Raw genomic sequence first — 22,056 nt, 5'->3', positions numbered from 1 at the left:
CCTGCCGCCGGTAGTCCGACACGTACTGACCGCACTCCAAGGAGCCCCATGAGTACCCCTTTCCCGTTTACCGCTGTCGTCGGAATGGACGATCTACGGCTCGCGCTGCTGTTGAACGCCGTCAGTCCGGCGGTGGGTGGTGTGCTGGTTCGGGGTGAGAAGGGCACCGCCAAGAGCACTGCCGTGCGGGCGCTCTCCGCGTTGATGCCCGAGGTTGAGGTGGTGGGTGGGTGCCGGTTCAGTTGTGATCCCGCCCTGCCTGATCCGTTGTGTCCTGATGGGCCCCATGAGGTGGGGCCGGGTGCTCTGCGGCCCGCGCGGATGGTTGAGTTGCCCGTCGGGGCCTCGGAGGACCGGCTTGTGGGGGCGCTCGACATCGAGCGGGCCCTGTCGGAGGGCGTGAAGGCCTTTGAGCCGGGGCTTCTTGCCGATGCCCATCGTGGGGTGTTGTACGTGGATGAGGTGAATCTGCTCCACGATCACCTGGTCGACCTCCTGTTGGACGCCGCCGCCATGGGCGCCTCGTACGTCGAGCGTGAAGGGGTTTCCGTACGGCATGCCGCGCGGTTTCTGCTCGTCGGGACGATGAACCCCGAAGAGGGCGAGCTGCGGCCGCAGTTGCTCGACCGGTTCGGGCTGACCGTGGAGGTCGCCGCGTCGCGGGAGCCCGAGACGCGGGTCGAGGTCGTACGGCGGCGGCTCGCCTACGACGACGATCCGGCCGGATTCGCGGGGCGTTGGGCCGAGGAAGAGAGTGCGCTGCGGGAGCGGATCGTTGCCGCGCGGGCGCTGCTGTCGGACGTACGGCTCGGGGACGCGGCCTTGTTGCAGATCGCCGCCACCTGCGCCGCCTTCGAGGTGGACGGGATGCGCGCCGACATCGTGATGGCGCGGACCGCGACGGCGCTGGCCGCGTGGGCCGGGCGTACGGACGTGCTCGCCGAGGACGTCCGGCAGGCCGCGCTGCTCGCGTTGCCGCACCGGCGGCGGCGCAATCCGTTCGACGCGCCCGGACTTGATCAGGACAAGCTCGACGACACGTTGGAGGAGTTCAAGGGCGAGGACGACGATCCCGATCCCGATGGGCCCGGGGGCGGGCCTGCGCCTGAGGGTGGGCCCGACGCGCCGGAGGACTCGGGGTCCGAGGAGGGCGACGACGCGCCCGCCGCGTCGCCGCGGCCCGGGGGCGGGGGTGGCGAGCAGGCCGCCGTGCGGGCCGGTGAGCCGTACCGTACAAAAATGCTCAGCGTTCCCGGCCTCGGGGAAGGGGCCGCCGGGCGCCGCTCGCGGGCACGCACCGAGCACGGCAGGACCACCGGGTCACGCCGGCCCCGGGGTGCGCTGACCAAGCTGCATCTCGCCGCGACCGTGCAGGCCGCCGCCCCGCACCAGCGGGCGCGTGGTCGCAGCGGGGCCGGTCTGGTCATACGCAAGGACGATCTGCGGCAGGCCACTCGGGAGGGGCGCGAGGGCAATCTGGTGCTCTTCGTGGTCGACGCCTCCGGGTCCATGGCCGCCAAGCGGCGGATGAGCGCGGTGAAGGGCGCGGTGCTCTCGCTGCTGCTCGACGCGTACCAGCGGCGCGACAAGGTCGGGCTGGTGACCTTCCGGGGCAACGACGCCGAGGTGGCACTGCCCCCGACGTCGTCCGTGGACGCCGCGGCGGCGCGGCTGGAGTCGCTGCCCACCGGGGGCCGGACGCCCCTGGCCGCGGGGCTGTTGAAGGCCCACGACGTGCTGCGGGTGGAGCGGCTGCGGGATCCCGCGCGCCGGCCGCTGCTCGTCGTGGTGACCGACGGACGGGCGACGGGCGGCGCGGATCCGGTCGCGCTCGCGGCGCGCGCCGCGCGGCTGCACGCGTCGGAGGGGACCGCGTCGGTGGTCGTGGACTGCGAGTCGGGGATCGTACGGCTCGGGCTCGCCGGGACACTCGCCGGCGATCTGGGAGGCACGTGCATCACGCTGGACGATCTGCGGGCCGACAGCATCGCCGGCCTGGTCAGGGACGTACAGGGCAACCGACGGAGGGCCGCGTAATGCCGCAGGGACAGCCGGAGACCGTACCGGACGACGGGCTCACCACCCGTCAGCGCCGCAACCGCCCGCTCGTCCTCGTCCACACCGGGGTGGGCAAGGGCAAGTCGACGGCGGCGTTCGGGCTGGCGCTGCGCGCGTGGACGCAGGGGTGGCCGATCGGGGTGTTCCAGTTCGTGAAGTCGGCGAAGTGGAAGGTCGGCGAGGAGCAGGCGCTCAAGGTGCTGGGGGCGAGCGGCGAGGGCGGTTCGGTCGCCTGGCACAAGATGGGCGAGGGCTGGTCGTGGGTGCAGCGCGACAGCCAGTTGTCCAACGAGGAGGCGGCGCGGGAGGGTTGGGAACAGGTCAAGCGCGACCTGGCGGCGGAGACCCACAAGCTGTACGTGCTGGACGAGTTCATGTACCCGCTGCACTGGGGGTGGGTGGACACGGACGAGGTGATCGAGGTGCTGCGTACCCGGCCCGGCACCCAGCATGTGGTCGTCACCGGCCGCAACGCCCCGGAGAAACTGGTGGAGTTCGCGGACCTCGTCACGGAGATGACGAAGGTCAAGCACCCGATGGACGCGGGGCAGAAGGGCCAGAGGGGCATCGAGTGGTGAGTGTCCCCCGGCTGGTGATCGCCGCGCCGTCGTCGGGCAGCGGGAAGACCACGGTCGCGACCGGGCTGATGGCGGCCTTCTCGGAGCGTGGACTCGCCGTGTCCCCCCACAAGGTGGGGCCCGACTACATCGACCCCGGCTATCACACGCTCGCGGTCTCGGCGGGCGGTCCCGGGCGGCCGGGGCGCAACCTCGACGCGTACATGAGTGGTACGGCCCTGATCGGGCCGCTCTTCGCGCACGGCGCGGCGGGGTGCGATCTCGCCATCGTGGAGGGGGTGATGGGCCTCTACGACGGCGCGTCCGGGCAGGGCGAACTCGCCTCCACCGCCCAGGTGTCGAAGCTCTTGCGCGCGCCGGTGGTGCTGGTCGTGGACGCCTCGTCGCAGTCGCGATCGGTGGCGGCGCTGGTGCACGGCTTCGCGTCCTGGGACCCGGAGGTGCGGATCGGCGGGGTGATCCTCAACAAGGTCGCCTCGGACCGGCACGAACTGCTGTTGCGTGAGGCGCTGGACGAGTCGGGCGTACCGGTCATGGGGGTGCTGCGGCGGACCGAACACGTCACCACGCCTTCCCGCCACTTGGGTCTGGTGCCCGTCGCCGAGCGCCACGCGGACGCGGTGGGATCGATGCGGGAGTTGGCCGGGCGGGTGCGCGACGGGTGTGACCTGGAGGCGCTGCTGGCCCTGGCGCGCAGCGCGCCCGCGCTGGACGTGACCCCGTGGTCCCCGGAGGTCGAACCGGTCGGCTCCCGGCTCTCCCGGCCGGTGGTGGCGGTGGCCGCCGGGTCCGCGTTCACGTTCTCGTACGCCGAACACACCGAACTGCTCACGGCGGCCGGCGCGGACGTCGTGCCCTTCGATCCACTGCGGGACGAACAACTGCCGGACGGCACGCGGGGGTTGGTGATCGGTGGCGGCTTCCCCGAGGTGTACGCGCCGGAGCTGTCCGCCAACGAGCGGCTGCGCAAGGCGGTTTCGGAACTGGCGCACTCCGGGGCGCCGGTGGCGGCCGAGTGCGCGGGGCTGCTGTATCTCGCACGGTCCCTGGACGGGAAGCCGATGTGCGGGGTGCTGGACGCCGACGGGCGGATGTCGGGGCGGCTGACGCTCGGCTACCGGGAGGCGGTGGCCGTCGGTGACAGTGCGCTGGCGGTGGCGGGGACGCGCGTACGGGGGCACGAGTTCCACCGCACGGTGCTGGAGCCGGGCGCGGGCGCGGCGCCCGCCTGGGGGGTGGTGCACCCGGAGCGGCGCCTCGAAGGCTTCGTACAGCGGGGGGTGCATGCCAGCTATCTGCACACGCACTGGGCCGCGACACCCCTGATGGCCCGGCGGTTCGTGGAGCGGTGTGCCGGATGACGTGCCCGTCAGCCGGCGATGCCCACCACCAGCCAGATGAACGCCGCGCCCGCGATCGTGCACAGCACCGTGGAGCGCGCCGGGTGGTCGTGGTGCGCCTCGGGGAGGATCTCGGCGGCGGCCAGGTAGAGCAGGGCGCCGCCGAAGAACCCGAGATAGCTGCCGAGCAGTTCCTCGGGGAGTGTGAACAGCAGCGTCGACGCGGCGCCGACCACCGGCGCGACGGCGTCCGCGACGAGCATCGTGAGCGCCTTGCGGCGGTCGTTCCCGTACAGGCTGGTCAGGGTGTACGTGTTGAACCCGTCCGCGAAGTCGTGGGCGACGACGGCGAGCGCGACGGCCGCGCCCATGCCCCCGCCGACCTGGAAGGCCGCGCCGAGCGCGATACCGTCCATCAGGCTGTGGCCGACCATCGCGGCGGCGGCCGTCAGCCCGACCTGCGGCACGCGGGCGTGGGCATGGCTGTCGTGGCCGTCGAGCGCCTCGCTCTCCTTCGGGTCCGCGCCGTGCGACGCCTGGCGGACGGCCAGCAGCCGTTCGACCAGATGGGCGACGAGGAAGCCGCCCACGAACAGCAGCAGGGCCTGCGGTACGCCGAAGATCTCCTCGCCCGCCGCGCGCATCGCCTCCGGCAGGAGGTCGAGCCCGACCACCCCCAGCATCAGCCCGCCCGCCAGGCCCAGCACGAGGTGCCGGCGGTCGGTGACGCGTTGTGCCGTCCAGCCTCCGAAGAGGGTCATGAGGAACGCGCCGAGCGCGACGAAGACCGCCATGGGCCCCTGCTTAGCCGATCGGGCCCCTCCCGCGCACATCCGGGGTCCCCGCTGGTCGTCGGCGTCGGGGCCCGCGCGGGCGTCCCCGCCGGGGAAATGCTCGGCCTGATCGAGGAAACCCTGCGGGAGGCGGGGCTCGTGGCGGACGACGTCGTAGAACTGGCGACCGTCGACACCCGCGCCGGTGAGACGGGAATCACGGCCGCCGCCGCGCGGCTCGGAGTGCCGGTACGGGGGTACCCGGCGGCCTTCCTCGCGGGAGTCGCCGTACCGAATCCGTCCCCGGCGGCGCTCGCCGCCCTCGGGACGCCGTCCGTCGCGGAGGCCGCGGCGCTGGCCCGTGGCGGCGAGCTCCTCGTACCGAAACGGACCTCACGGCCCCCCGGCCGGGCCGCCTCCGCCACCTGCGCGGTCGCCCGCCACCCGGGCCGGGTGTAACGGATGGGCCTGGACACGGCGCAGGTGTAGACGGTAGACAACAGCGGCCACGCGGTACACCGCGGGGCGCGTCGTGACGCCCCGGTGACCCCGGGGCATTCGGAAGGAGCCCGGTGACCCCCATAACCGCCGACCCCCCTCTGTACGACTACGAGCGGGCCTGTGGCAGCCATGTCTACGCGCGCTGATACGCATGACCTCGGGCATCACGGCGACGCCGAGGTACGGGACTGCTCCGGCGCGCTCATCGACCTCGCGGTCAACGTCCGTACCGGCACTCCCCCGGCCTGGCTGCGCGCCCGGATCGCGGACTCGATCAGCGGCCTCGCCGCGTACCCCGACGGGCGGGCGGCCCGCGCGGCGGTCGCGGCGCGGCACGGGCTGCCGGCGGAGCGGGTGCTGCTGACGGCGGGGGCGGCGGAGGCGTTCGTCCTGCTGGCGCGGGCGCTGCGGGTCGCGCGGCCGGTGGTCGTGCACCCCCAGTTCACCGAGCCGGAGGCGGCGCTGCGGGACGCGGGGCACACCGTACGGCGGGTGCTGCTCCGCGCGTCGGACGGCTTCCGGCTCGATCCGGCGGCGGTGCCGGAGGACGCGGATCTGGTCGTCCTGGGCAACCCCACGAACCCGACGTCCGTCCTGCACCCGGCGGCGGCGATCGCCTCGCTCGCCCGGCCGGGGCGGACGCTGGTGGTGGACGAGGCGTTCATGGACGCGGTGCCGGGTGAACCGCAGGCCCTGTCCGGCCGCGTCGACGTGCCCGGCTTGGTGGTGATCCGCAGCCTCACGAAGACCTGGGGCCTGGCGGGCCTGCGCATCGGGTACGTCCTGGCCGCGCCGGAGACCATCGCCGCGCTGGAGCGGGCGCAGCCGCTGTGGCCGGTGTCGACGCCGGCGCTGGCGGCGGCGGAGGCGTGCGTGTCGCCGGCGGCGCTGGCGGAGGCGGAGTCGGCGGCGTGCCTCATCGCCCTGGACCGCCGCCACTTGCTCGCGGGGCTCGCGGAGTTCGAGGAGGTACGGGTGGTCCCCGGGGCGTCGGGTCCCTTTGTCCTCCTCCACATGGCCCGGGCGGACGCGGTCCGGACCCGGCTGCGGTCACTGGGGTTCGCTGCGCGGCGGGGGGACACGTTTCCGGGGCTGGACGGGAGGTGGCTGCGGGTGGCGGTGCGGGACAGGGCGACGACGAACCATTTCTTGCAGGCGCTCGACCAGGCGCTTGTTGCCGTGGGCCCGTAGCGGTGGGGGCGTAGCGGTGGGGGCGTAGCGCTCCTTTGTCCTCAGGCGCCGGACGGGCTTTGTTTGTGCGTCTGCCCGGTGCGGGCGGGTGCGGCTTACTGATTGTCCTCAATCGCCGGACGGGCTTGATTTTGCCCGCTGCGGCCCGGTGGCCTGGGTGCGGGTTGTCGCCGGGGGCCGGGCAGGGGTCGTGTCCTGCACTGCATGTTTTACGTCGCGTTCGGGGACTTGTTCAGTTCACCGGTAGCCACGCGACACAAAACACGCTCTACGTTCCGGACACGACCCCTGCCCGTCCCCCTTCCACGCCCGCGTCCAAGACAACCCCCGGCCCGTCCGGCCTTGGAGACCACCGGGGCCACTTCCAGCCCGTCCGGCGATTGAGGACATCAGTAAGCCGCGCTCGCGTACCGGGCAGAGGCCACACTCCAGCCCGTCCGGCGCTTGAGGACATTGGTAAGCGGCACCGTCCACCGGGCAGAGGCGAGGCTCCCCGGACCGGCGGGGTCGTTCAGCTCACCCTCGGCGTGAGGGGGGTGGGGTCGGAGGAGGTGCGTGTGTCCGGACGTAAAGCGTGTTTTGTGGCGCATGACTACCGGTGAACTATGCGAGTCCCTGAGGCGCCGTAAAACATGCAGTCCGGACATACGTACCTCCGCAGGCCCCGCCCCCCGCCACCACGACACACCCAGCCCGTCCGGCGATTGAGGACATCAGTAAGCCGCGCCCGCGCACCGGGCAGACGCCACGAACAAGCCCGTCCGGCGATTGAGGACAAACAAATAGGCGCAACGGACACCCGCTACGCGTCACCGCACTCCGACGCCTGCCGGCACAAATTCGCCTCCACCTTCGACAGCAGCCGCGCCAACTCCCCCCGCTCCCCCTCATCCAGCCCCGCCAACGTGTGCTCCTCCAGCTCCCCCCACGCGTCCTTCACCTCGGACCGCAGCGCGCAGCTGTCCCGCGTCGACTCGACCAGGACCGCCCGCCGGTCCAGCGGGTCGGACGTCCGCGTCACATACCCCGCCTGGTCCAGGCGCTGGAGCATCTTCGTGACCGTCGACGGATCCACGTCCATCGCCTTGATCAGCTCGGCCTGGCGGACAGGACCCGCGTTCCACAGGTGCATCATCAGGAACTCCTGCCCCGGGTAGAGCCCGGTCCGCTGGAGCAGCTTGCCCGCCGCGATGCGGTGCAGGCGAGCGATCCGGGACAGAGCGTTGCTCACAGGGCTGCCGCGCATCCCGCTCGGAGCGTCATGCACCCCAGGCGGGGTGTCGCGTGCCTCACGCGGAGCGTCATGCGCCCCACGCGGAGCGACACGCGTCCCGCCCGGGGCAACACGCCTCCCACCAGGCACGTCACCGGTCCAACCGGGCGCTTCGCCCGGACACGCGGGGTCGTCGGAAGTCATGCCACCAAGTTTAGCTTGGTCGGCCAAGGAATGAGCTAGAGTGACTCGCGGTTGTTTACTTGGCCGACCACATACCGTGCCGCCGGCCCACCGTGCCTTTGGAGTCACCATGACCACCGCGTTCGACCCGATCGACCTCTCGGGTACGCAGCTCGCCAACCGCATCGCCCTGGCGCCCATGACCCGGAGCCGTTCCTACGGTCCCAGCCACGCGCCCACCGACGTTGTCGCCGAGTACTACGCCCAGCGGGCCTCGGCCGGTCTGGTGATCACCGAGGGGATCCAGCCGTCCGTCATCGGGCAGGGGTACCCGGACACTCCCGGCCTGCACAGCGAGGAGCAGATCGCCGGCTGGCGCAAGGTCACCGACGCCGTGCACGCCAAGGGCGGCACGATCTTCGCGCAGGTCATGCACTCCGGCCGGATCGGCCACCCCGACCTGCTGCCCGACGACCTGGTCCCGGTCGCCCCCTCCCCGATCGCCGCGAAGGGGCAGGTCTACCTCCACGACGGTCCGAAGGACTTCGTCACGCCCCGCGAGCTGACGTCCGACGAGATACGGGCGACGATCGGCGACTTCGCCGCGGCGGCCCGTAACGCGATCGACGCCGGCTTCGACGGCGTGGAGCTGCACGGCGCCAACGGTTACCTGATCCACCAGTTCCTGTCGGACACCACCAACGCGCGCACCGACGAGTGGGGCGGTTCCGTCGAGGGCCGTACGCGCTTCGCGGTCGAGGTGGCCCGCGCCGTCGTCGCCGAGATCGGCGCCGAGCGCACCGCGATCCGCATCTCGCCCGGAAACCCCCTCAACGACATCGGCGCGGAGGGCGAACTGGAGGCCACGTACACGTCGTTGGTCCAGCAGTTCGAGACGCTGGGTCTCGCGTACGTCCATGTGGTCGAGTACAGCCGTGAGTTGACGCTCGTCCTGCGCAAGCACTTCTCCGGGACGCTCGTCCTCAACGCCAAGACCGACGGGCCCACCAGCGCCGAGGAGCTCAAGCTGATCGAGGACGGCGTCGCCGACCTCATCTCCTTCGGCCAGCTCTTCCTCGCCAACCCGGACCTCCCGGCGCGGCTCAAGGCCGGCGGCCCGTACAACACCCCTGACCCGTCCACATTCTTCGGCGGTACGGAGAAGGGCTTCACGGACTACCCCGCACTGGCGGGCTGAGTCCCGACGGGAGGGGGCGGGGCCGGGTTCTCGTGACCGGCCCCGCCCTCTCCCGTACTCACCAGGACTCCTCGACCGCCCTCGCCGCCGCCTCCACGCACACCGTGACCCCGCTCTCCCCGAGCGCCGCGCCCAGGGCGAGGAGCGAGGTCCGTACGGCGTCCTCCGTCGCGTCGGGGCCGTAGTGGTTCACACGGACCATCTCCGACGCGAGCGCGCCGCCCCCCCGCGACCAACGGCAGCGAGGCGTCCGAGGCGAGCGCCTTCGCCACCACCCCGGACGCGTCGACCCCGGCCGGGACCCGGATCGTGGTGGCCACCGGAGCCGCCGCCGCGTCCGCGCCCACAAACGGCTCGACCCCGCCGCCCAGCGCCCGCGCACCCGCGCGTGCCGCCCGCGCGGCGGAAGCGTGCCGGGCCGTCACCGCGGCGAGACCGTCCTCCTCGATACGTTCCACCGACGCCTCCAGCGCCAGCATCTCCAGCTGGGCGGGCGCGTGCGGCAGCGCGCGGCGGCCGCTGTCGATCCAGCGCTCCTTCCAGTCGAGGAGCGAGAGGTACGAGCGCCGCGGCGCCCGCGGATTCGCGGCGAACCGCTCCCACGCGCGCTCGCTCACCGACACGACCGAGACCCCGGCGGGCCCGCCCATCGCCTTCTGCGCGCCGATCACGCACAGATCCACGCCCCAGGCGTCCGGAAGCAGCGGTTCGGCGGCCACCGACGCGACCGCGTCGAGCATGAAGAGCGCGCCGTGCGCCCGTACGACCTCTCCGATCTCCGCGACCGGGTTGGTGTTGCCGGTCGCCGCCTCGGCGTGCACCAGCGACACGAAGTCGGTCTCCGGGTGCGCGGCGAGCGCCTGCTCGACCTGCGCCGCGGTGACCGCCGTGTCGAAGGGCACCTCCAGGTCCACGACCTTCGCGCCGCAGTCGCGCAGCCAGTTCCCGAAGGTCTGGCCGTAGGGCCCCGTCACCACGTTCAGCGCGGTCGAACCGGGCCGGGCGCCGCCGCGTATACAGGCCTCCAGAGGGAGCAGGGCCTCGCCCTGCATGATCACGACGTCGTTGTCCGTCGCGAGGAGGGCGGCGACCCGCCGCTCGATGGTGGCGAAGTGCGCGGCGGTCAGCGGGGCGAGGCCCAGCAGCGGATGTGTCACGGGGGGCTCTCTCGGCAGGGGGTGCGGAGGTTCTGTTCGTCCCCACCGAGGATACTCACCGCTCTGTGAGACCCCCTGATCGTCCTCGTACAGTGCTGCCCATGAGTGATCACGCGGTGCTGCGGGTGAAGGGGCGGGTGCTCGTCGGCCCCGAGGAGGTCAGGGACGAACTGTGGGTGGTCGGCGGCCGGATCACCTACACCCGGCCGCCGGGCGCCCGCGAGGTCCGTACGGTCACGGGCTGGGCCCTCCCCGGCCTGGTCGACGCCCACTGCCATGTCGGGCTCGACCACCACGGCGCGGTCGACGCGGCGACCAGCGAGAAGCAGGCGCTCGGCGACCGCGATGCCGGGACTCTGCTGCTCAGGGACGCCGGGTCACCGGCGGACACCCGCTGGATCGACGACCGGGAGGATCTGCCCAAGATCATCCGGGCCGGCCGCCACATCGCGAGGACCCGGCGCTACATCCGTAACTTCGCGTACGAGATCGAGCCCGAGGACCTCGTCGCGTACGTCTCCCGGGAAGCGCGGCGGGGGGACGGCTGGGTCAAGCTCGTCGGCGACTGGATCGACCGCGAGGAGGGCGATCTCGCCGCCTGCTGGCCGCGCGAGGCGGTGGTGGCCGCGATCGCCGAGGCGCACCGGCTGGGCGCGCGCGTCACGGCGCACTGCTTCGCCGAGGTCGCGCTGCGCGAACTGGTCGAGGCGGGCATCGACTGCGTCGAGCACGCGACGGGGCTGACGGAGGACACCATTCCGCTCTTCGCCGAGCACGGGGTCGCGATCGTCCCGACCCTGGTCAACATCGCCACGTTCCCGCGGCTCGCGGCGGGCGGCGCGGAGAAGTTCCCGCGCTGGTCGGCGCACCTGAACCGGCTGTACGAGCGGCGCTACGACACCGTCCGCGCGGCGTACGACGCCGGCATCCCCGTCTTCGTCGGTACGGACGCGGGCGGCGCCCTCGCCCACGGCCTCGCGGCGGCGGAGGTCGCCGAACTCGTCACGGCCGGCATCCCACCGCTGGACGCGCTCTCCGCGACGACCTGGGCGGCCCGCCGCTGGCTCGGGCGCCCGGCCCTGGACGAGGGGGCGCCCGCGGATCTTGTGGTGTACGACGAGGATCCGCGCGCGGACGTACGGGTGCTGGCGGCTCCGCGGGTGATCGTGCTGAACGGGCGGGTGGTCGGCTGACGCGCCGCAGGATCGCCGGGTTGACTCAGCGTGACGCGCGGCCCGCCGTCTCGTTGAACCACCTCACATGTTCCACGCTCCGGTACGACCGGCGCACCACCCTGACCGCGTCATTCGCGGCACTCCGGGGAACGCGTGCGCCAGCGGAATCGAACCCGTAGTCGGAAACCCCCCTTTGGGGTGAACTCACCCCAGGTGTCCGCCGGTTCACTCTCAGTGCGTAAAGATTCCGGTGTCTCAGTCGCCGCCGCCGCGTGTCCCCGTGTCGGTGGCCGGCGACACCATGTCTCTTGTGGGGGTTCCACCCTTGAACAGCAACACCACCTTCCGCGTGCCCGCTCGCCGTCGCGCCGCCGCCGTGGCGGTCGCCGCCGCCGCGTTGACGGCGGGCCCGGCCTTCCTGGCCGCGCCCGCGCGGGCCACGGACGTCACCGAGGGCGACGGCCGGGCGACCGCGGTGGTCCTGCGGACCGGGCTCGACGTGTCCCTGCTCAACAAGACCGTCGATGTTCCGCTGCGGGCCGCGCTCAACGACGTACAGGCGCCGGCCGACGCGGACAGGTCCACGTTGACCGTGGAGCTGGACGGGGTCGACCGGGGCAGGCCGTTCACCGTCCTGCGCGCGGACGTGGCGACGTCGCGGGCCACGGTGGACGACCGCGGGGCGGAGGGGTACGCGAACCTCGCCCGCGCGAAGGTGCACGTCCCCGGGCTGCCGTTGCTCTCGCTGATCGAGATCCAGCAGGTCACGTCCAAGGCGGTCTGCGAGACCGGGAAGCGGCCGGTGGCCGAGTCCGAGCTGCTGGGCGACGTGACGGTGCTGGGCAAGCGTGTGTCGCTGTCCGCGGGCGGCCCGACGCGGGTCGAGGTCCCGGGCGTCGGGAACGTGACGCTCGACCTATCGAAGACGACGACCACGTCGCGGACGGCGGCGGCGGTGGCGCTTCGGCTTCGCGTGTCGGTGAACCCGCTGAACCTGAACGTGGCGGATGTGCGGGGTGAGGTGACGTTGGCGGAGGCGACGTGTGCGAGTCCTTCGGCCTTGAGGTCCACGCCATCGCCGTCGGCGCCTGATGTGAAGCCGCAGACGGTGGCGCCGGAGCGGTTGGCGGAGACGGGTGGGGGTGGGGCGGTGTATGTGGCGGGGGGAGCGGTGGTGCTCCTCGCACTTGGCGGCGGCCTCGCGTTTACGCGGCGGCGTCCTCGTTCCTAGCCTCTGCCACGGTGTCCGTTGCGCTTACTGATGTCCTCAATCGCCGGACGGGCTTGGGTTGGCCTCTGCCCGGTGCGCGGGCGCGGCTTACTGATTGTCCTCAATCGCCGGACAGGCTTGGGTTTGTCGTGGTGACGGGGGCCGGGGCCTCCGGAGGTACGTATGTCCGGACTGCATGTTTTACGGCGCCTCAGGAACCCCGAACATTCACGGTAGCCATGCGCCACAAAACACGCTTTACGTCCGGACACACGCACCTCCTCCGACCCCACCCCCCTCACGCCGACGGGAGACGCAACGACCCCCCGCTGCGGGGTGGGTCAGTTTCCCCCGGTGGACGGTGCCGCCTACCAACGTCCTCAATCGCCGGACGGGCTGGATGGTGCCCCTGCGCGGTGCGCGAGCGCGGCTCACCGATGTCCTCAAGCGCCGGACCGGCTTAAAGACCGGGGCGGGCCTGCTTGTTTTGGCGCGGGCCTGGAAGGGGGACGGGCAGGGGTCGTGTCCGGAACGTAAAGCGTGTTTTGTGTCGCATGACTACCGTGAATGTCCAAAGTCCCCGAACGCGACGTAAAACATGCAGTGCAGGACACGACCCCTGCCCGGCCCCCGGCAACAACCCGCAGACAAAGCCCCGGCCCGCAGCGGGCACCACCAAGCCCGTCCGGCGATTGAGGACAAGCAGTAACCCGCACCCGCCCGCACCGGGCAGACGCACAAACCAAGCCCGTCCGGCGACTGAGGACAAAAGCCGGCCGCCAGGCCCATCAACCCCCGAGGACCTCAAGCGCAAGGGCCACGTCGGCAGACGAGTTGTACAGATGGAACGCCACCCGCAAGTTCCCCCCACGCGCAGCCACCACCACCCCCGCCCCCAAAAGCGACGCCTGCCTCTCCCCCAACCCCGGCACCGCCACAATCGCGGACGCCCCGCCACCCCCCGCCCCCACCGGCGAGAACCCCAACCCCGCCACCCCGTCCCGAAAGAGCGAAGCCAGCGACACCGCGTGCGCGTGAATCGCCTCGATCCCCGTCGCCTCCAGCAGCGCCAAGGACCGCGCGGCAGCGTGATACGCGAGGAAGGACGGCGGCGCGTCCAACCGCCGTGCCGTGGTCGCGAACCGCTCGACCGGGCCGTACGTGCTCTCCCACGGGGACTCCGCCGCCACCCACCCCGCGTACAGCGGCGGCAACAAACCCTGCGCCTCCTCCGTCACCGTCAGGAACGACACGCCTCGCGGGCTGAGCAGGAACTTGAAGCCACCGGTCACGGTGTAGTCGAAGGCGCCCGCGTCCAGCGGCAGCCACCCCGCCGCCTGGCTCAAGTCGGCGAGCGTGCGGGCCCCGTGCGCGGAAGCCGCCGCGAGGATCGCCGCAGTGTCGGCCAGCCGGCCGTCCACCGACTGGACCACGGAGAAGGCGACCAGCGCCGTGCCGGGCCGTACGGACTCCGCGAGGGCGTCCAGCGGTACGTACCGCAGCTTGAGGTCGCCACGGATGGTGAACGGGGTGATGACGGAGCTGAACTCCCCCTCGGGGAACAGCACTTCCGCCCCGGCCGGCAACGACGCCGCGACCAGCGCGACATGTGCCGCGACCGACCCGCCGAGGGCGACCCGGCCGGGGTCGACCCCGGCGATCCGGGCGAAGGAGGCGCGGGCGGACTCGGCGGACTCGTAGCCGTCCGACCCGTCGTAGGAGCCCGTGGCGCTCTTGGCGGCGAGGTCCCGTACGGCCTCGACGGAGCTACGGGGCAGCAGTCCGGCGGTCGATGTGTTCAGGTACGTCGTCTCGGGCGCGAACTCGGCGCCCCCCAGGGTGGTCATGAACCCACCCTGGGTCCGCCACCACCCCGGGTCAATCGCGTATCGGTGAAGGAAACACCCCAGAGTTGCTTATGGATAGCCCCTGACCAGGGCTTATGCGCGCGCACCCGCGTGCGGCCCGGCGTGCGGGACCGCACATCCGTCGGGCCCGCAGGCCTCCGCGTCGCCCGTGTTCTGACCGATCTCGGTGATGACCCGGCCCCGCCACGCCTGTTCCAGTGCCTGGGTGAACACCTCGGCGGGCTGCCCGCCGGAGACTCCGTACCGCCGGTCGAGCACAAAGAACGGCACCCCGTTCGCGCCCAGTTCGGCCGCCTCACGCTCGTCGGCCCGTACGTCGTCGGCGTAGGCGTCCGCGTCGGCGAGCACGGCCCGCGCCTCCGCCTCGTCGAGACCGGCCTCGACCGCGAGCGCGACAAGGGTCTCGGAGTCGAAGACGGACCGCTCCTCGGCGAAGTTCGCCCGGTAGGCGAGGCTCAGCAGCTCGTCCTGGCGCCCGCGCGCCTTGGCGAGATGGAGCAGCCGGTGGATGTCGAAGGTGCTGCCGTGGTCACGCCCGTCGATCCGGTACTCAAGGCCCTCGGAGCGCGCGTTGGACGCGACGTTCTCCTCCATGGAACGAGCCTCTTCACGGGTACGCCCGTACTTGGTGGCCAGCATGTCGACCACCAGAGCGGTGTCCCCCTTGGCCCGCCCGGGATCCAGCTCGAACGACCGGTGCACCACCTCGACGTCGTCCCGGTGCGCGAACGCCGCCAACCCCTTCTCAAAGCGGGCCTTCCCGACATAACACCACGGGCAGGCGATGTCACTCCAGATCTCGACGCGCATCTCTCAGCTTCTCCCCAGGCCCACGGCCCATAGTCCCGACGCACACGGAGGCCCCCTCCGCCGCTACGGCAACGACCGAAGCCCGCCCCTCATTCCCCCGACCCACCGAGCCGACCGCCCCGAGCGCTTCCCGGCTCCCGGGGCGAGGTTCGCGGCCGGAGTGTCAGCCGTTCAGGATCGCCTTGGCGATCTCGTCGGGGTGAGTCAGCAGGCCCTCGTGGGTCCCGGGGACCATGACGGGTTCCAGCCCGAGCCGCGCCGCGAACTCGGCGCCCGGGAGGGGAAGCGCACGGTCGTCCTCGCCGAGGAGGTAGACCGCGGGAATGCCAAGTTCGGTCACGCCGGGGACGTCGAGTGCGTCGAGGAAGTAGTTGCCGGGCAGCGGCGTCAACAGCTCCGCGACCAGACGCTGGGCTCCCTCGTCGGCGCCCTGCATGAAGATGCCCTGGACGAACTCCAGTGTCGGCGGGATGGAGTGGGTCGGGGAGGCTTGGATCAGGCTCCGCAGCCATGCCGCGGCTTCCGGCGGGTTGTCGTCCAGCAGCGACCTGCCGCGCAGGGGAACTTGCGCGGCGTAGAAGACGGCCCGGGAGACCCTGCCCGACAGGCGGTGCGCCGCACCGGCCAGCGGATATCCGCCCCAGCTGTGGGCGACCAGGGTCACGTCGGTGAGACCCAGCCGCTCCACCTCGGACACCACATGGTCCACGGCGTCCTGGAGCCTGATCCCCGAGGGATCGTCGCCGTCTCCCGTGCCGGGAAGGGTGAGGCAGACGGCGCGGTGCCCGGCGGCCCGCAGCCGCTCGGCGACCGGGCGCCAGGACCACGCACCGTGCCACGCACCAGGGATCAGAACATACGTCGAAGCTATGTCACTCATGGCAAATCCTTACTCGGTGGAAAGTTCGTTCGTGAGCCCGGTCGGCCTTACCCGGCGGGGCGGCGGTAGGCGCCGTACCACCAGATCCGTCCGAGTTCGCGGGCCAGTGCGGCATCACCGCTCCCGTCGTCCACGCTGATGTGACGGGCCATGGCCTGCGCTCCGCCCCAGACGATGACCCGGCTCGCGGCCACGGCATCGAGGTCGGCCGGTGTGGCGCCCACGTGCTGCTGCTGGAGGAGCGTCGCGAGTACGGCCTCGTCGAACCCCTCCAGGTCGGCGGTGTAGAAGTCCCGTACCGCCGAGTCGTACGTCGCGACCTCGCGCACCGCGGAAAGCACCGGGTGGTGTGCCCGGTGGAGGGCGAGCACGTCCTCGAAGAACCGCGTGTACCGGTCCGCACCGTCCTCGCCCGCCCCCGGGTCCCACTGCTGGGCCAGGGCCAGGGAGGCGTCCCTGACCTTTTCCGCCAGCCGCTTGAGGATGTCCGGCTTCCCCGGGAAGTACGCGTAGAACGTGGCCCGGGACACCCCGGCCTCCCCGATGATGCGCTGCACGCTGAGGTCCGTGAAGGACTCACCCGCGTCGAGGAGCCTTTCCACGGCCGAGAGCAGCTTGGCTTCCGTCGCCGCGGACCGGCGCTCATGATCATGGTTTTGCCGCCGCGTCACGGACGTCATGGGTCGCCTCCCGAGAGGGGTTCCGGACGGCGGTCCGACTGGCGTGGGGCCGGCCTGTCCGTTCACTCCCCCACACTATACCCGATGTTCATACAGACTGTATGGCGATCTGCATGTAACCCGCATCTTCTCCCCTGCGCGCATGGCGCGCGGGCGCGCCCGGAAGATGGTCGAGCTACGAGGGGGCCACGCCCTGGAACGCGGCGGCCATCGCCGCACGCTGTGCGCGCATCACCTCGTACGGCTGGCCCAGCGTCTGTCCGCCGTCGAGTACGAGGTTGTGCCCGTTGACGAAGGCCGACGCCGGTCCCGCCAGGTAGAGCACCGCGGCCGCGACCTCCTCGGGCAGTCCTGGACGACTCGCCGGGATGGTCCGCCCCAGACGCGGTGCGATCTTCGCCGAGAGGGCGTCGATGGCTTCCTGGGAGTCCGCGGCCTTGTCACCGAGGCCGGCCACCTTGCCGAAGATCCCGGTCAGGACCAGGCCCGGGGAGACGCTGTTGACCCGTACCCCGTACGGCGCCAGTTCGACGGCCGCCCAGGCGCTCAACTGGAGGAGGGCCGCCTTGGACACGGAGTAGTCCACCCCGGTGAGCACCGTGCGGAACCCGGCGACGCTGGAGAGGTTGACGATGCTGCCGGAGCCTCGCTCCCGCATCCCGGGGGACAGGTGTTTCATCATCAGCAGCGGTCCGCAGACGTTCACGTCGTAGGCCTGGCGAAACCGCTCGACGTCCGTCTCCGCGATGCTGCCCAGGGTGGCGGGGGCGCCGGCGCAGTTCACCAGAACGTCGACCCTGCCGTACCGCTCCTCGACGGCGGAGGACAGCTGCTCGACGTCCTCTTCCCTGGTCACGTCGGCACGCTGGAACGACGCCTCGCCGCCCAGCTCCGCCGCGAGCGCCTCCCCCCGGTCCGACCGCCGCCCGACCAGTACGACACGAGCCCCCTCCGCGGCGAACCTGCGCGCGATCGCCGCACCGATGCCACTCGTCGCCCCGGTCACCACGGCGACCGCGTTGTTGAGCTCGTTCATCACCACGCACCCTCATTACCGTGGGCATGCACATATGACCGTGATGGTCACTCAAGCACACATAAGGTCCCATTTCGGCACAAGGCTGGCGCTCGCGGCGGGGCTTCCGCCGTTCCTACCAAGCACCCCCGCCGAGCTCTCCAGCCCGAACGGCCCGAACGAAGGCGGAGAAGGCCGCGGACCGGAGCAGGAGGGCGGGACCGGCGGGGTCCTTGCTGTCCCGCACCGGGACAGCTCCTGAGGTCGCGGCATACTCCGGTGCCCACTCCACGCAGGAGCCGCCGTCCCCGTTGCTGTAGCTGGACTTGGTCCACTGCGCGCTCGTGAGGTCCTTGCTGCTGCTCATGAGGGAAGTGCCTCCATGGCCGATCGGATGTGTGCCGCCGTATCGCGGGGCGACAGGGCATAAGCCCTCATCAGATCGTAGTCTCGGCGGCGAGTTCTGACGATTTCCTCGTCCTCCACCAACGTGCCCGAGGTCAGGCCCTCTTCGTAGACCACCGACGACTTGTCGCCCATCGTCATCAGTTGCAGCATGCCGCCACCCAGCAACGCGTGCCCACCATGCGCGAAGGGCAGCAGTTGAATCGTGGTCGTCGGGGTGTCCACCAGGTCGTGCAGGCGCGCGAGTTGCTGCCGCATGACCGCAGGACCGCCGACGGTACGGCGTATCACCGACTCGTCCAGAATTACGGACAGGTCCGGCCCCGAATCGGCCGTCAGCAACGCCTGCCTGCTCAACCTCGCTGCCACCTTCTCCTCGATCTGCTCCGCCGTGGCCCGTGGGTTGGTGACCCGGAAGAGTGCGCGGGCGTAGTCCTCCGTCTGGAAGAGCCCTGGCACAACGTGACCTGCGTACTCGTCGATGATCCGCGCCCGCGCCTCCAACTCCATGAGGCGCCGGTATCGGTCCGGGTGGATCTCGTACTTCGCCAACCCGTACAGCTTCTCGAACAACCCGTCCGTCCCGAACGCCGCGTCCAGGCGTCCCGGGAGGTCCGGGGGAATCATCGCGTCCGCCGTTTCGTAGCGGGCCAGTGAGCTCTTCGCGTATCTCAGGACCCCCGCAAGGCTCTCCAGGCTCATGCCGGCCAGTTCGCGGTGGCGGCGCATTTCGGAGCCGAACAGGTGGCGGGCCGAGCGGTCCGGTGTCAGTTCGCGTGGGCGTGGTGCCATGTGGCTGCAACCCCTTGGTGCCGAGGGTCGGTTGGAGGTCGGGCGGTATCCGATGTTACGCGCTGCTATCGCTTCGTGACGGAAAATGCCTGTGCTTGACTGGCGTTGTGGCTGAGGAACCGGAAAGTGTGTCGTTCGAGAGCGCCGAGGCGTTCGAGGTGTGGCTGGTCGCGCATCACGCGTCCGCCGACGGGATTTGGCTCAAGCTGAGGAAGAAGACGCCCGGGGTCGCGACGTTCGACTACGCGCAGGCGCTCGACGTGGCCCTCTGCCACGGGTGGATCGACGGGCAGAAGCGGAAAGCCGCCGAGGACACCCACTGGTTGCAGCGGTTCACGCCCCGGCGGGCCCGCAGCAAGTGGTCGAAGATCAACCGTGACAAGGTCGAGGCGCTGATCGCGTCCGGCCGCATGCGGGACGCCGGGCTCGCCGAGGTGGCGCGGGCCAAGGCCGACGGGCGGTGGGAGGCCGCGTACGACGGGCCCAGGACCATCTCCGTACCGGACGATCTCGCCGCCGCCCTCGCGGCGGAGCCCGTGGCGGCCGAGTTCTTCGCCACGCTCGACAGCCGTAACCGCTTCTCCGTCCTCCACCAGGTCCATGACGCCAAGCGGCCCGAGACCCGCGCCCGGCGCATCGCGAAGTACGTGGCGATGCTCGCGGAGCGGAAGAAGGTCTACCCCTGACGCAGATCCTGGTCCTGGCCTACCTCCAGGCGCAGGATCAAGTGCGTGTCGTCGCGCGGGTTCTCCGGGTCCGGGTGCCAACCGTGCGCCGCGTAGAACGCCTGCGCGCGCTTGTTGTGTTCGAAGACCTCCAGGCGCGCCGTGGCCACCCCGTCCCGCCGCCAGGCCGCCACGCACGCCTCGTGCAGCGCGGCACCGATTCCCCGCCGCCAGTGGGCGGGAGCGACGTGGAGCTGGGTGAGGGTCGTCACGCCGTCGACCGTGCGATACGCGGCCACGCCCACCGGCCGGCCCTCGTGCTCCGCGCACAGCACCGCCGCGCCCGGCTCCTCGCGGCTCAAGGCGGTGGCCCAGTTGGCGCGCGTACGGGCACGCTCGGCCGGTCCTTCGAACTCCTCGTCCGGGACATGGCCCCGGTAGTACGTGGCCCGCGCCTCCGCGTGGAACGCGGTGATCGGGTCGAGGTCGGCGGGGACGGCTCGTCTGATGACCATGGTGACGGAGACGTGGGGGCGGGCGGCCCGGTTGCACTCCCGTGAAGCGAAGGCGCCGGTTGGCGACGGTGCCGGTCGAGCGAAAGGCCCGGTCCGCGACCGGCGTACGGACCGCCGCGAGCCGCGTACGGGCGACCGGGCGGCGGCCCGCCTGCCCGCCGGCCGCCGGCCGCCCGCCCGCCTCGGGCACGCCCGCCGGACCGGTCGCGATGACCGTACGCCCGGGTGACCGTACGCCCGGAAGAGCCGTACCACCCACAGACCCGCACCCGCCCGGCCTCAGCGCCGCGGCACGTCATCCACCCGCCGCGGCAGCCCCAGCGCGTTCTCGTCCCGCAGCTCCGGCGGCAGCAGCGCCGCCGGCGTCGACTGGTACGAGACCGGGCGCAGCCAGCGTTCGATCGCCGTCGCGCCCACCGACGTGGAGGTGGATGTGGTCGCCGGGTACGGGCCCCCGTGCTGCTGGGCCGGAGCCACCGCCACGCCCGTCGGCCAGCCGTTGACCAGGACGCGGCCCGCCAGCGGGACCAGCTCGGCCAGCAGTTCGGCGGCGCCGGGCGCCGTGCCCTCGCCCTCCGCGTCCGACAGCTGGAGCGTCGCCGTGAGGTTGCCCGGCAGCCGGGACAGGACCGCGCCGATCTCGTCCGCCGACGTGTAGCGCGCGACCACCGTCACCGGGCCGAAGCACTCCTCCAGCAGGAGGTCGTGCGGGCCGCCCTCCGCCGTGAGCAGTTCCGCAGGTACGGTCAGGAAGCCCGCGCTCACGGTGTGCTCGCCGCCCGCGCCCGGCGTGATCGGGGCGTCGACGCCGGGGAGCGCGGCCCGTTCCCGTACCCCCGCGACAAACGCGTCCCGCATCCGGTGGTCCAGCATCACGCCGGGCTCGGTCTCGCTGACGGCGCTGGTGAGGGTCTTCAGCAGGCTGTCCCCCGCCGCGCCCGCCGGCGCGAGGACGAAGCCCGGCTTGGTGCAGAACTGCCCCGCGCCCAGCGTCATCGAACCGGCCAGCCCGGCGCCGATCTGCTCCGCCCGCTCGGCCGCCGCGGCCTCGGTGATCACCACAGGGTTGAGGGAGCCCAGCTCGCCGTAGAAGGGGATCGGCGCGGGCCGGGCCGCCGCCGCGTCGAAGAGGGCGCGGCCGCCGCGGATCGAGCCGGTGAAGCCCGCCGCCGACACCAGCGGGTGCCTGACCAGCTCGACGCCCGCCTCGAAGCCGTGCACGACGATCAGGACGTCCTCGTCCAGGCCGACCCGGACCGCCGCCCTGCGCAGCACGGACGCGCACAGCTCGGAGGTGGCGGGGTGGTCGGGGTGCGCCTTGACGACCACCGGGCAGCCGGCCGCCAGCGCGCTCGCGGTGTCGCCCCCGGGAACGGAGAAGGCGAGCGGGAAGTTGCTCGCCGAGTAGACGGCGACGACGCCCAGCGGCACCTTCCAGCGGCGCAGGTCGGGCCACGGCGGGGTGCGGGTCGCGTCGGCGTGGTCGATGCGGATGTCGAGGAAGGCGCCCTCGTCCACCACCCCGGCGAAGGCGCGCAACTGGGCGGTCGTACGGGCGAGTTCGCCCCGCAACCGGACCGGTCCGAGGGCCGTCTCGGCGTCCGCCGCCTCGATGACGTGCTCGACCGCCTCGTCCAGGAGGTCGGCGGCGGTACGGAGGAGGGCGGCGCGGACGGTACGGTCGGCGAGCCCCGCCCCGGCGGCCCGTGCCCGGCGCACCGCGGAGTCGACCTCCTCGGCCGTCGCCTCGTCGGCAACCTGCTCGCGTGGGTTCCCCGTTCGGGGGTCGACACTCCAGACTGGTGCTGCTGTCACGACGGCTTCCTTCCCGGCCTTGCGAACCTCTGCC

Annotated in this window: 19 protein-coding genes and 2 pseudogenes; 9 read left to right on the top strand and 12 right to left on the bottom strand. The window is 71.9% G+C overall.

Going from position 1 to position 22,056, the window contains the following annotated elements; all coding sequences use genetic code 11:
- Positions 1-48 precede the first annotated feature (48 nt).
- Genes OG349_RS27845 through OG349_RS27835 form a run of 3 tightly spaced genes read left to right on the top strand, consistent with a single transcriptional unit; the run spans position 49 to position 3,997 of the window.
- Positions 49-2,037: a putative cobaltochelatase gene (locus tag OG349_RS27845; RefSeq protein ID WP_327237199.1), complete on the top strand. Its 1,989-nt coding sequence runs from the start codon at positions 49-51 to the stop codon at positions 2,035-2,037.
- Positions 2,037-2,636 carry a cob(I)yrinic acid a,c-diamide adenosyltransferase gene (gene cobO / locus OG349_RS27840; RefSeq protein ID WP_161309302.1) on the top strand — a complete coding sequence of 200 codons (600 nt, stop codon included), beginning with the start codon at positions 2,037-2,039 and terminating at the stop codon, positions 2,634-2,636. Before OG349_RS27845 ends, cobO begins: the two co-directional genes overlap by 1 nt.
- Positions 2,630-3,997 carry a cobyrinate a,c-diamide synthase gene (locus OG349_RS27835; RefSeq protein ID WP_327237198.1) on the top strand — a complete coding sequence of 456 codons (1,368 nt, stop codon included), beginning with the start codon at positions 2,630-2,632 and terminating at the stop codon, positions 3,995-3,997. Before cobO ends, OG349_RS27835 begins: the two co-directional genes overlap by 7 nt.
- A gap of 8 nt (positions 3,998-4,005) precedes the next feature.
- On the opposite strand, the gene OG349_RS27830 is transcribed toward OG349_RS27835, so the two are convergent.
- Positions 4,006-4,770 carry a ZIP family metal transporter gene (locus OG349_RS27830; RefSeq protein ID WP_327237197.1) on the bottom strand — a complete coding sequence of 255 codons (765 nt, stop codon included), beginning with the start codon at positions 4,768-4,770 and terminating at the stop codon, positions 4,006-4,008.
- Positions 4,771-4,821: 51 nt separating this feature from the next.
- On the opposite strand from OG349_RS27830, the pseudogene OG349_RS27825 reads away from it, so the two are divergent.
- Positions 4,822-5,202, top strand: a pseudogene (locus tag OG349_RS27825) (cobalamin biosynthesis protein); the annotation flags it as partial.
- A 177-nt stretch (positions 5,203-5,379) separates the two neighbouring features.
- Positions 5,380-6,441, top strand: a complete 1,062-nt coding sequence (gene cobC / locus OG349_RS27820) for an Rv2231c family pyridoxal phosphate-dependent protein CobC (protein WP_327237196.1) — start codon at positions 5,380-5,382, stop codon at positions 6,439-6,441.
- A gap of 802 nt (positions 6,442-7,243) precedes the next feature.
- Here the strand turns inward: cobC and OG349_RS27815 are convergent.
- Positions 7,244-7,687, bottom strand: coding sequence for a MarR family winged helix-turn-helix transcriptional regulator (locus OG349_RS27815; protein ID WP_327237195.1), 444 nt, complete (start codon positions 7,685-7,687; stop codon positions 7,244-7,246).
- Between the two features lie 280 nt (positions 7,688-7,967).
- Here OG349_RS27815 and OG349_RS27810 point away from each other — a divergent pair, with 280 nt between their 5' ends.
- Positions 7,968-9,035, top strand: coding sequence for an alkene reductase (locus tag OG349_RS27810; protein WP_327237194.1), 1,068 nt, complete (start codon positions 7,968-7,970; stop codon positions 9,033-9,035).
- A gap of 58 nt (positions 9,036-9,093) precedes the next feature.
- On the opposite strand, the pseudogene OG349_RS27805 reads toward OG349_RS27810, so the two are convergent.
- A pseudogene (locus OG349_RS27805) lies at positions 9,094-10,192 on the bottom strand (pyridoxal-phosphate-dependent aminotransferase family protein).
- 101 nt (positions 10,193-10,293) lie between these two features.
- On the opposite strand from OG349_RS27805, the gene OG349_RS27800 reads away from it, so the two are divergent.
- On the top strand, positions 10,294-11,385 hold the full coding sequence (locus OG349_RS27800; RefSeq protein ID WP_327237193.1) for an amidohydrolase family protein: 1,092 nt from the start codon (positions 10,294-10,296) through the stop codon (positions 11,383-11,385).
- Positions 11,386-11,692: 307 nt separating this feature from the next.
- Positions 11,693-12,598: an SCO1860 family LAETG-anchored protein gene (locus OG349_RS27795; RefSeq protein ID WP_327237192.1), complete on the top strand. Its 906-nt coding sequence runs from the start codon at positions 11,693-11,695 to the stop codon at positions 12,596-12,598.
- A 767-nt stretch (positions 12,599-13,365) separates the two neighbouring features.
- Here OG349_RS27795 and OG349_RS27790 read toward each other — a convergent pair.
- The 7 genes from OG349_RS27790 to OG349_RS27760 all read right to left on the bottom strand — a co-directional run bounded on the left by OG349_RS27790 (position 13,366) and on the right by OG349_RS27760 (position 19,027).
- Positions 13,366-14,424: an aminotransferase class V-fold PLP-dependent enzyme gene (locus OG349_RS27790; RefSeq protein ID WP_327237191.1), complete on the bottom strand. Its 1,059-nt coding sequence runs from the start codon at positions 14,422-14,424 to the stop codon at positions 13,366-13,368.
- A 93-nt stretch (positions 14,425-14,517) separates the two neighbouring features.
- A complete protein-coding gene (locus OG349_RS27785; protein WP_327237190.1) occupies positions 14,518-15,255 on the bottom strand; it encodes a DsbA family oxidoreductase in 738 nt (245 codons plus the stop codon).
- A gap of 163 nt (positions 15,256-15,418) precedes the next feature.
- Positions 15,419-16,135 (bottom strand): alpha/beta fold hydrolase, encoded by a 717-nt coding sequence (locus OG349_RS27780; protein WP_327237189.1) that lies wholly within the window; start codon positions 16,133-16,135, stop codon positions 15,419-15,421.
- Between the two features lie 47 nt (positions 16,136-16,182).
- Positions 16,183-16,815 (bottom strand): TetR/AcrR family transcriptional regulator, encoded by a 633-nt coding sequence (locus OG349_RS27775; protein WP_327237188.1) that lies wholly within the window; start codon positions 16,813-16,815, stop codon positions 16,183-16,185.
- A gap of 175 nt (positions 16,816-16,990) precedes the next feature.
- Entirely contained in the window at positions 16,991-17,851 is an 861-nt protein-coding gene (locus tag OG349_RS27770) for an SDR family NAD(P)-dependent oxidoreductase (RefSeq protein ID WP_327237187.1), read from the bottom strand.
- Between the two features lie 115 nt (positions 17,852-17,966).
- Positions 17,967-18,197 carry a DUF397 domain-containing protein gene (locus tag OG349_RS27765; RefSeq protein WP_327237186.1) on the bottom strand — a complete coding sequence of 77 codons (231 nt, stop codon included), beginning with the start codon at positions 18,195-18,197 and terminating at the stop codon, positions 17,967-17,969.
- Entirely contained in the window at positions 18,194-19,027 is an 834-nt protein-coding gene (locus tag OG349_RS27760; RefSeq protein WP_327237185.1) for a helix-turn-helix domain-containing protein, read from the bottom strand. The genes OG349_RS27765 and OG349_RS27760 overlap by 4 nt, the downstream gene beginning before the upstream one ends.
- A gap of 128 nt (positions 19,028-19,155) precedes the next feature.
- Here OG349_RS27760 and OG349_RS27755 point away from each other — a divergent pair, with 128 nt between their 5' ends.
- A complete protein-coding gene (locus OG349_RS27755) occupies positions 19,156-19,713 on the top strand; it encodes a YdeI/OmpD-associated family protein (protein ID WP_327237184.1) in 558 nt (185 codons plus the stop codon).
- Here the strand turns inward: OG349_RS27755 and OG349_RS27750 are convergent.
- Together OG349_RS27750 and OG349_RS27745 are read right to left on the bottom strand one after the other, a co-directional pair.
- Positions 19,704-20,207 (bottom strand): GNAT family N-acetyltransferase, encoded by a 504-nt coding sequence (locus tag OG349_RS27750; RefSeq protein ID WP_327237183.1) that lies wholly within the window; start codon positions 20,205-20,207, stop codon positions 19,704-19,706. The two genes, OG349_RS27755 and OG349_RS27750, sit on opposite strands and share 10 nt — an antisense overlap.
- 279 nt (positions 20,208-20,486) lie before the next feature.
- Entirely contained in the window at positions 20,487-22,022 is a 1,536-nt protein-coding gene (locus OG349_RS27745) for an aldehyde dehydrogenase (NADP(+)) (protein ID WP_327237182.1), read from the bottom strand.
- Positions 22,023-22,056 lie beyond the last annotated feature (34 nt).

This window comes from Streptomyces sp. NBC_01317 (genome assembly GCF_035961655.1).
Taxonomy (GTDB): Bacteria; Actinomycetota; Actinomycetes; order Streptomycetales; family Streptomycetaceae; genus Streptomyces.
The sequence above is the reverse complement of the archived record's forward strand: the minus strand, read 5'-3'. Positions and strand labels throughout refer to the sequence as shown.

Bases quoted from the DNA above. Each gene is read 5' to 3' on its own strand.
- OG349_RS27810 (WP_327237194.1), top strand. From the start codon at position 7,968: ATGACCACCGCGTTCGACCCGATCGACCTCTCGGGTACGCAGCTCGCC.
- OG349_RS27780 (WP_327237189.1), bottom strand. From the start codon at position 16,135: ATGAGTGACATAGCTTCGACGTATGTTCTGATCCCTGGTGCGTGGCAC.
- OG349_RS27775 (WP_327237188.1), bottom strand. From the start codon at position 16,815: ATGACGTCCGTGACGCGGCGGCAAAACCATGATCATGAGCGCCGGTCC.
- cobC (WP_327237196.1), top strand. From the start codon at position 5,380: ATGTCTACGCGCGCTGATACGCATGACCTCGGGCATCACGGCGACGCC.
- OG349_RS27770 (WP_327237187.1), bottom strand. From the start codon at position 17,851: ATGAACGAGCTCAACAACGCGGTCGCCGTGGTGACCGGGGCGACGAGT.
- OG349_RS27815 (WP_327237195.1), bottom strand. From the start codon at position 7,687: ATGCGCGGCAGCCCTGTGAGCAACGCTCTGTCCCGGATCGCTCGCCTG.
- OG349_RS27800 (WP_327237193.1), top strand. From the start codon at position 10,294: ATGAGTGATCACGCGGTGCTGCGGGTGAAGGGGCGGGTGCTCGTCGGC.
- cobO (WP_161309302.1), top strand. From the start codon at position 2,037: ATGCCGCAGGGACAGCCGGAGACCGTACCGGACGACGGGCTCACCACC.
- OG349_RS27750 (WP_327237183.1), bottom strand. From the start codon at position 20,207: ATGGTCATCAGACGAGCCGTCCCCGCCGACCTCGACCCGATCACCGCG.
- OG349_RS27765 (WP_327237186.1), bottom strand. From the start codon at position 18,197: ATGAGCAGCAGCAAGGACCTCACGAGCGCGCAGTGGACCAAGTCCAGC.
- OG349_RS27845 (WP_327237199.1), top strand. From the start codon at position 49: ATGAGTACCCCTTTCCCGTTTACCGCTGTCGTCGGAATGGACGATCTA.
- OG349_RS27760 (WP_327237185.1), bottom strand. From the start codon at position 19,027: ATGGCACCACGCCCACGCGAACTGACACCGGACCGCTCGGCCCGCCAC.
- OG349_RS27790 (WP_327237191.1), bottom strand. From the start codon at position 14,424: ATGACCACCCTGGGGGGCGCCGAGTTCGCGCCCGAGACGACGTACCTG.
- OG349_RS27785 (WP_327237190.1), bottom strand. From the start codon at position 15,255: ATGCGCGTCGAGATCTGGAGTGACATCGCCTGCCCGTGGTGTTATGTC.
- OG349_RS27830 (WP_327237197.1), bottom strand. From the start codon at position 4,770: ATGGCGGTCTTCGTCGCGCTCGGCGCGTTCCTCATGACCCTCTTCGGA.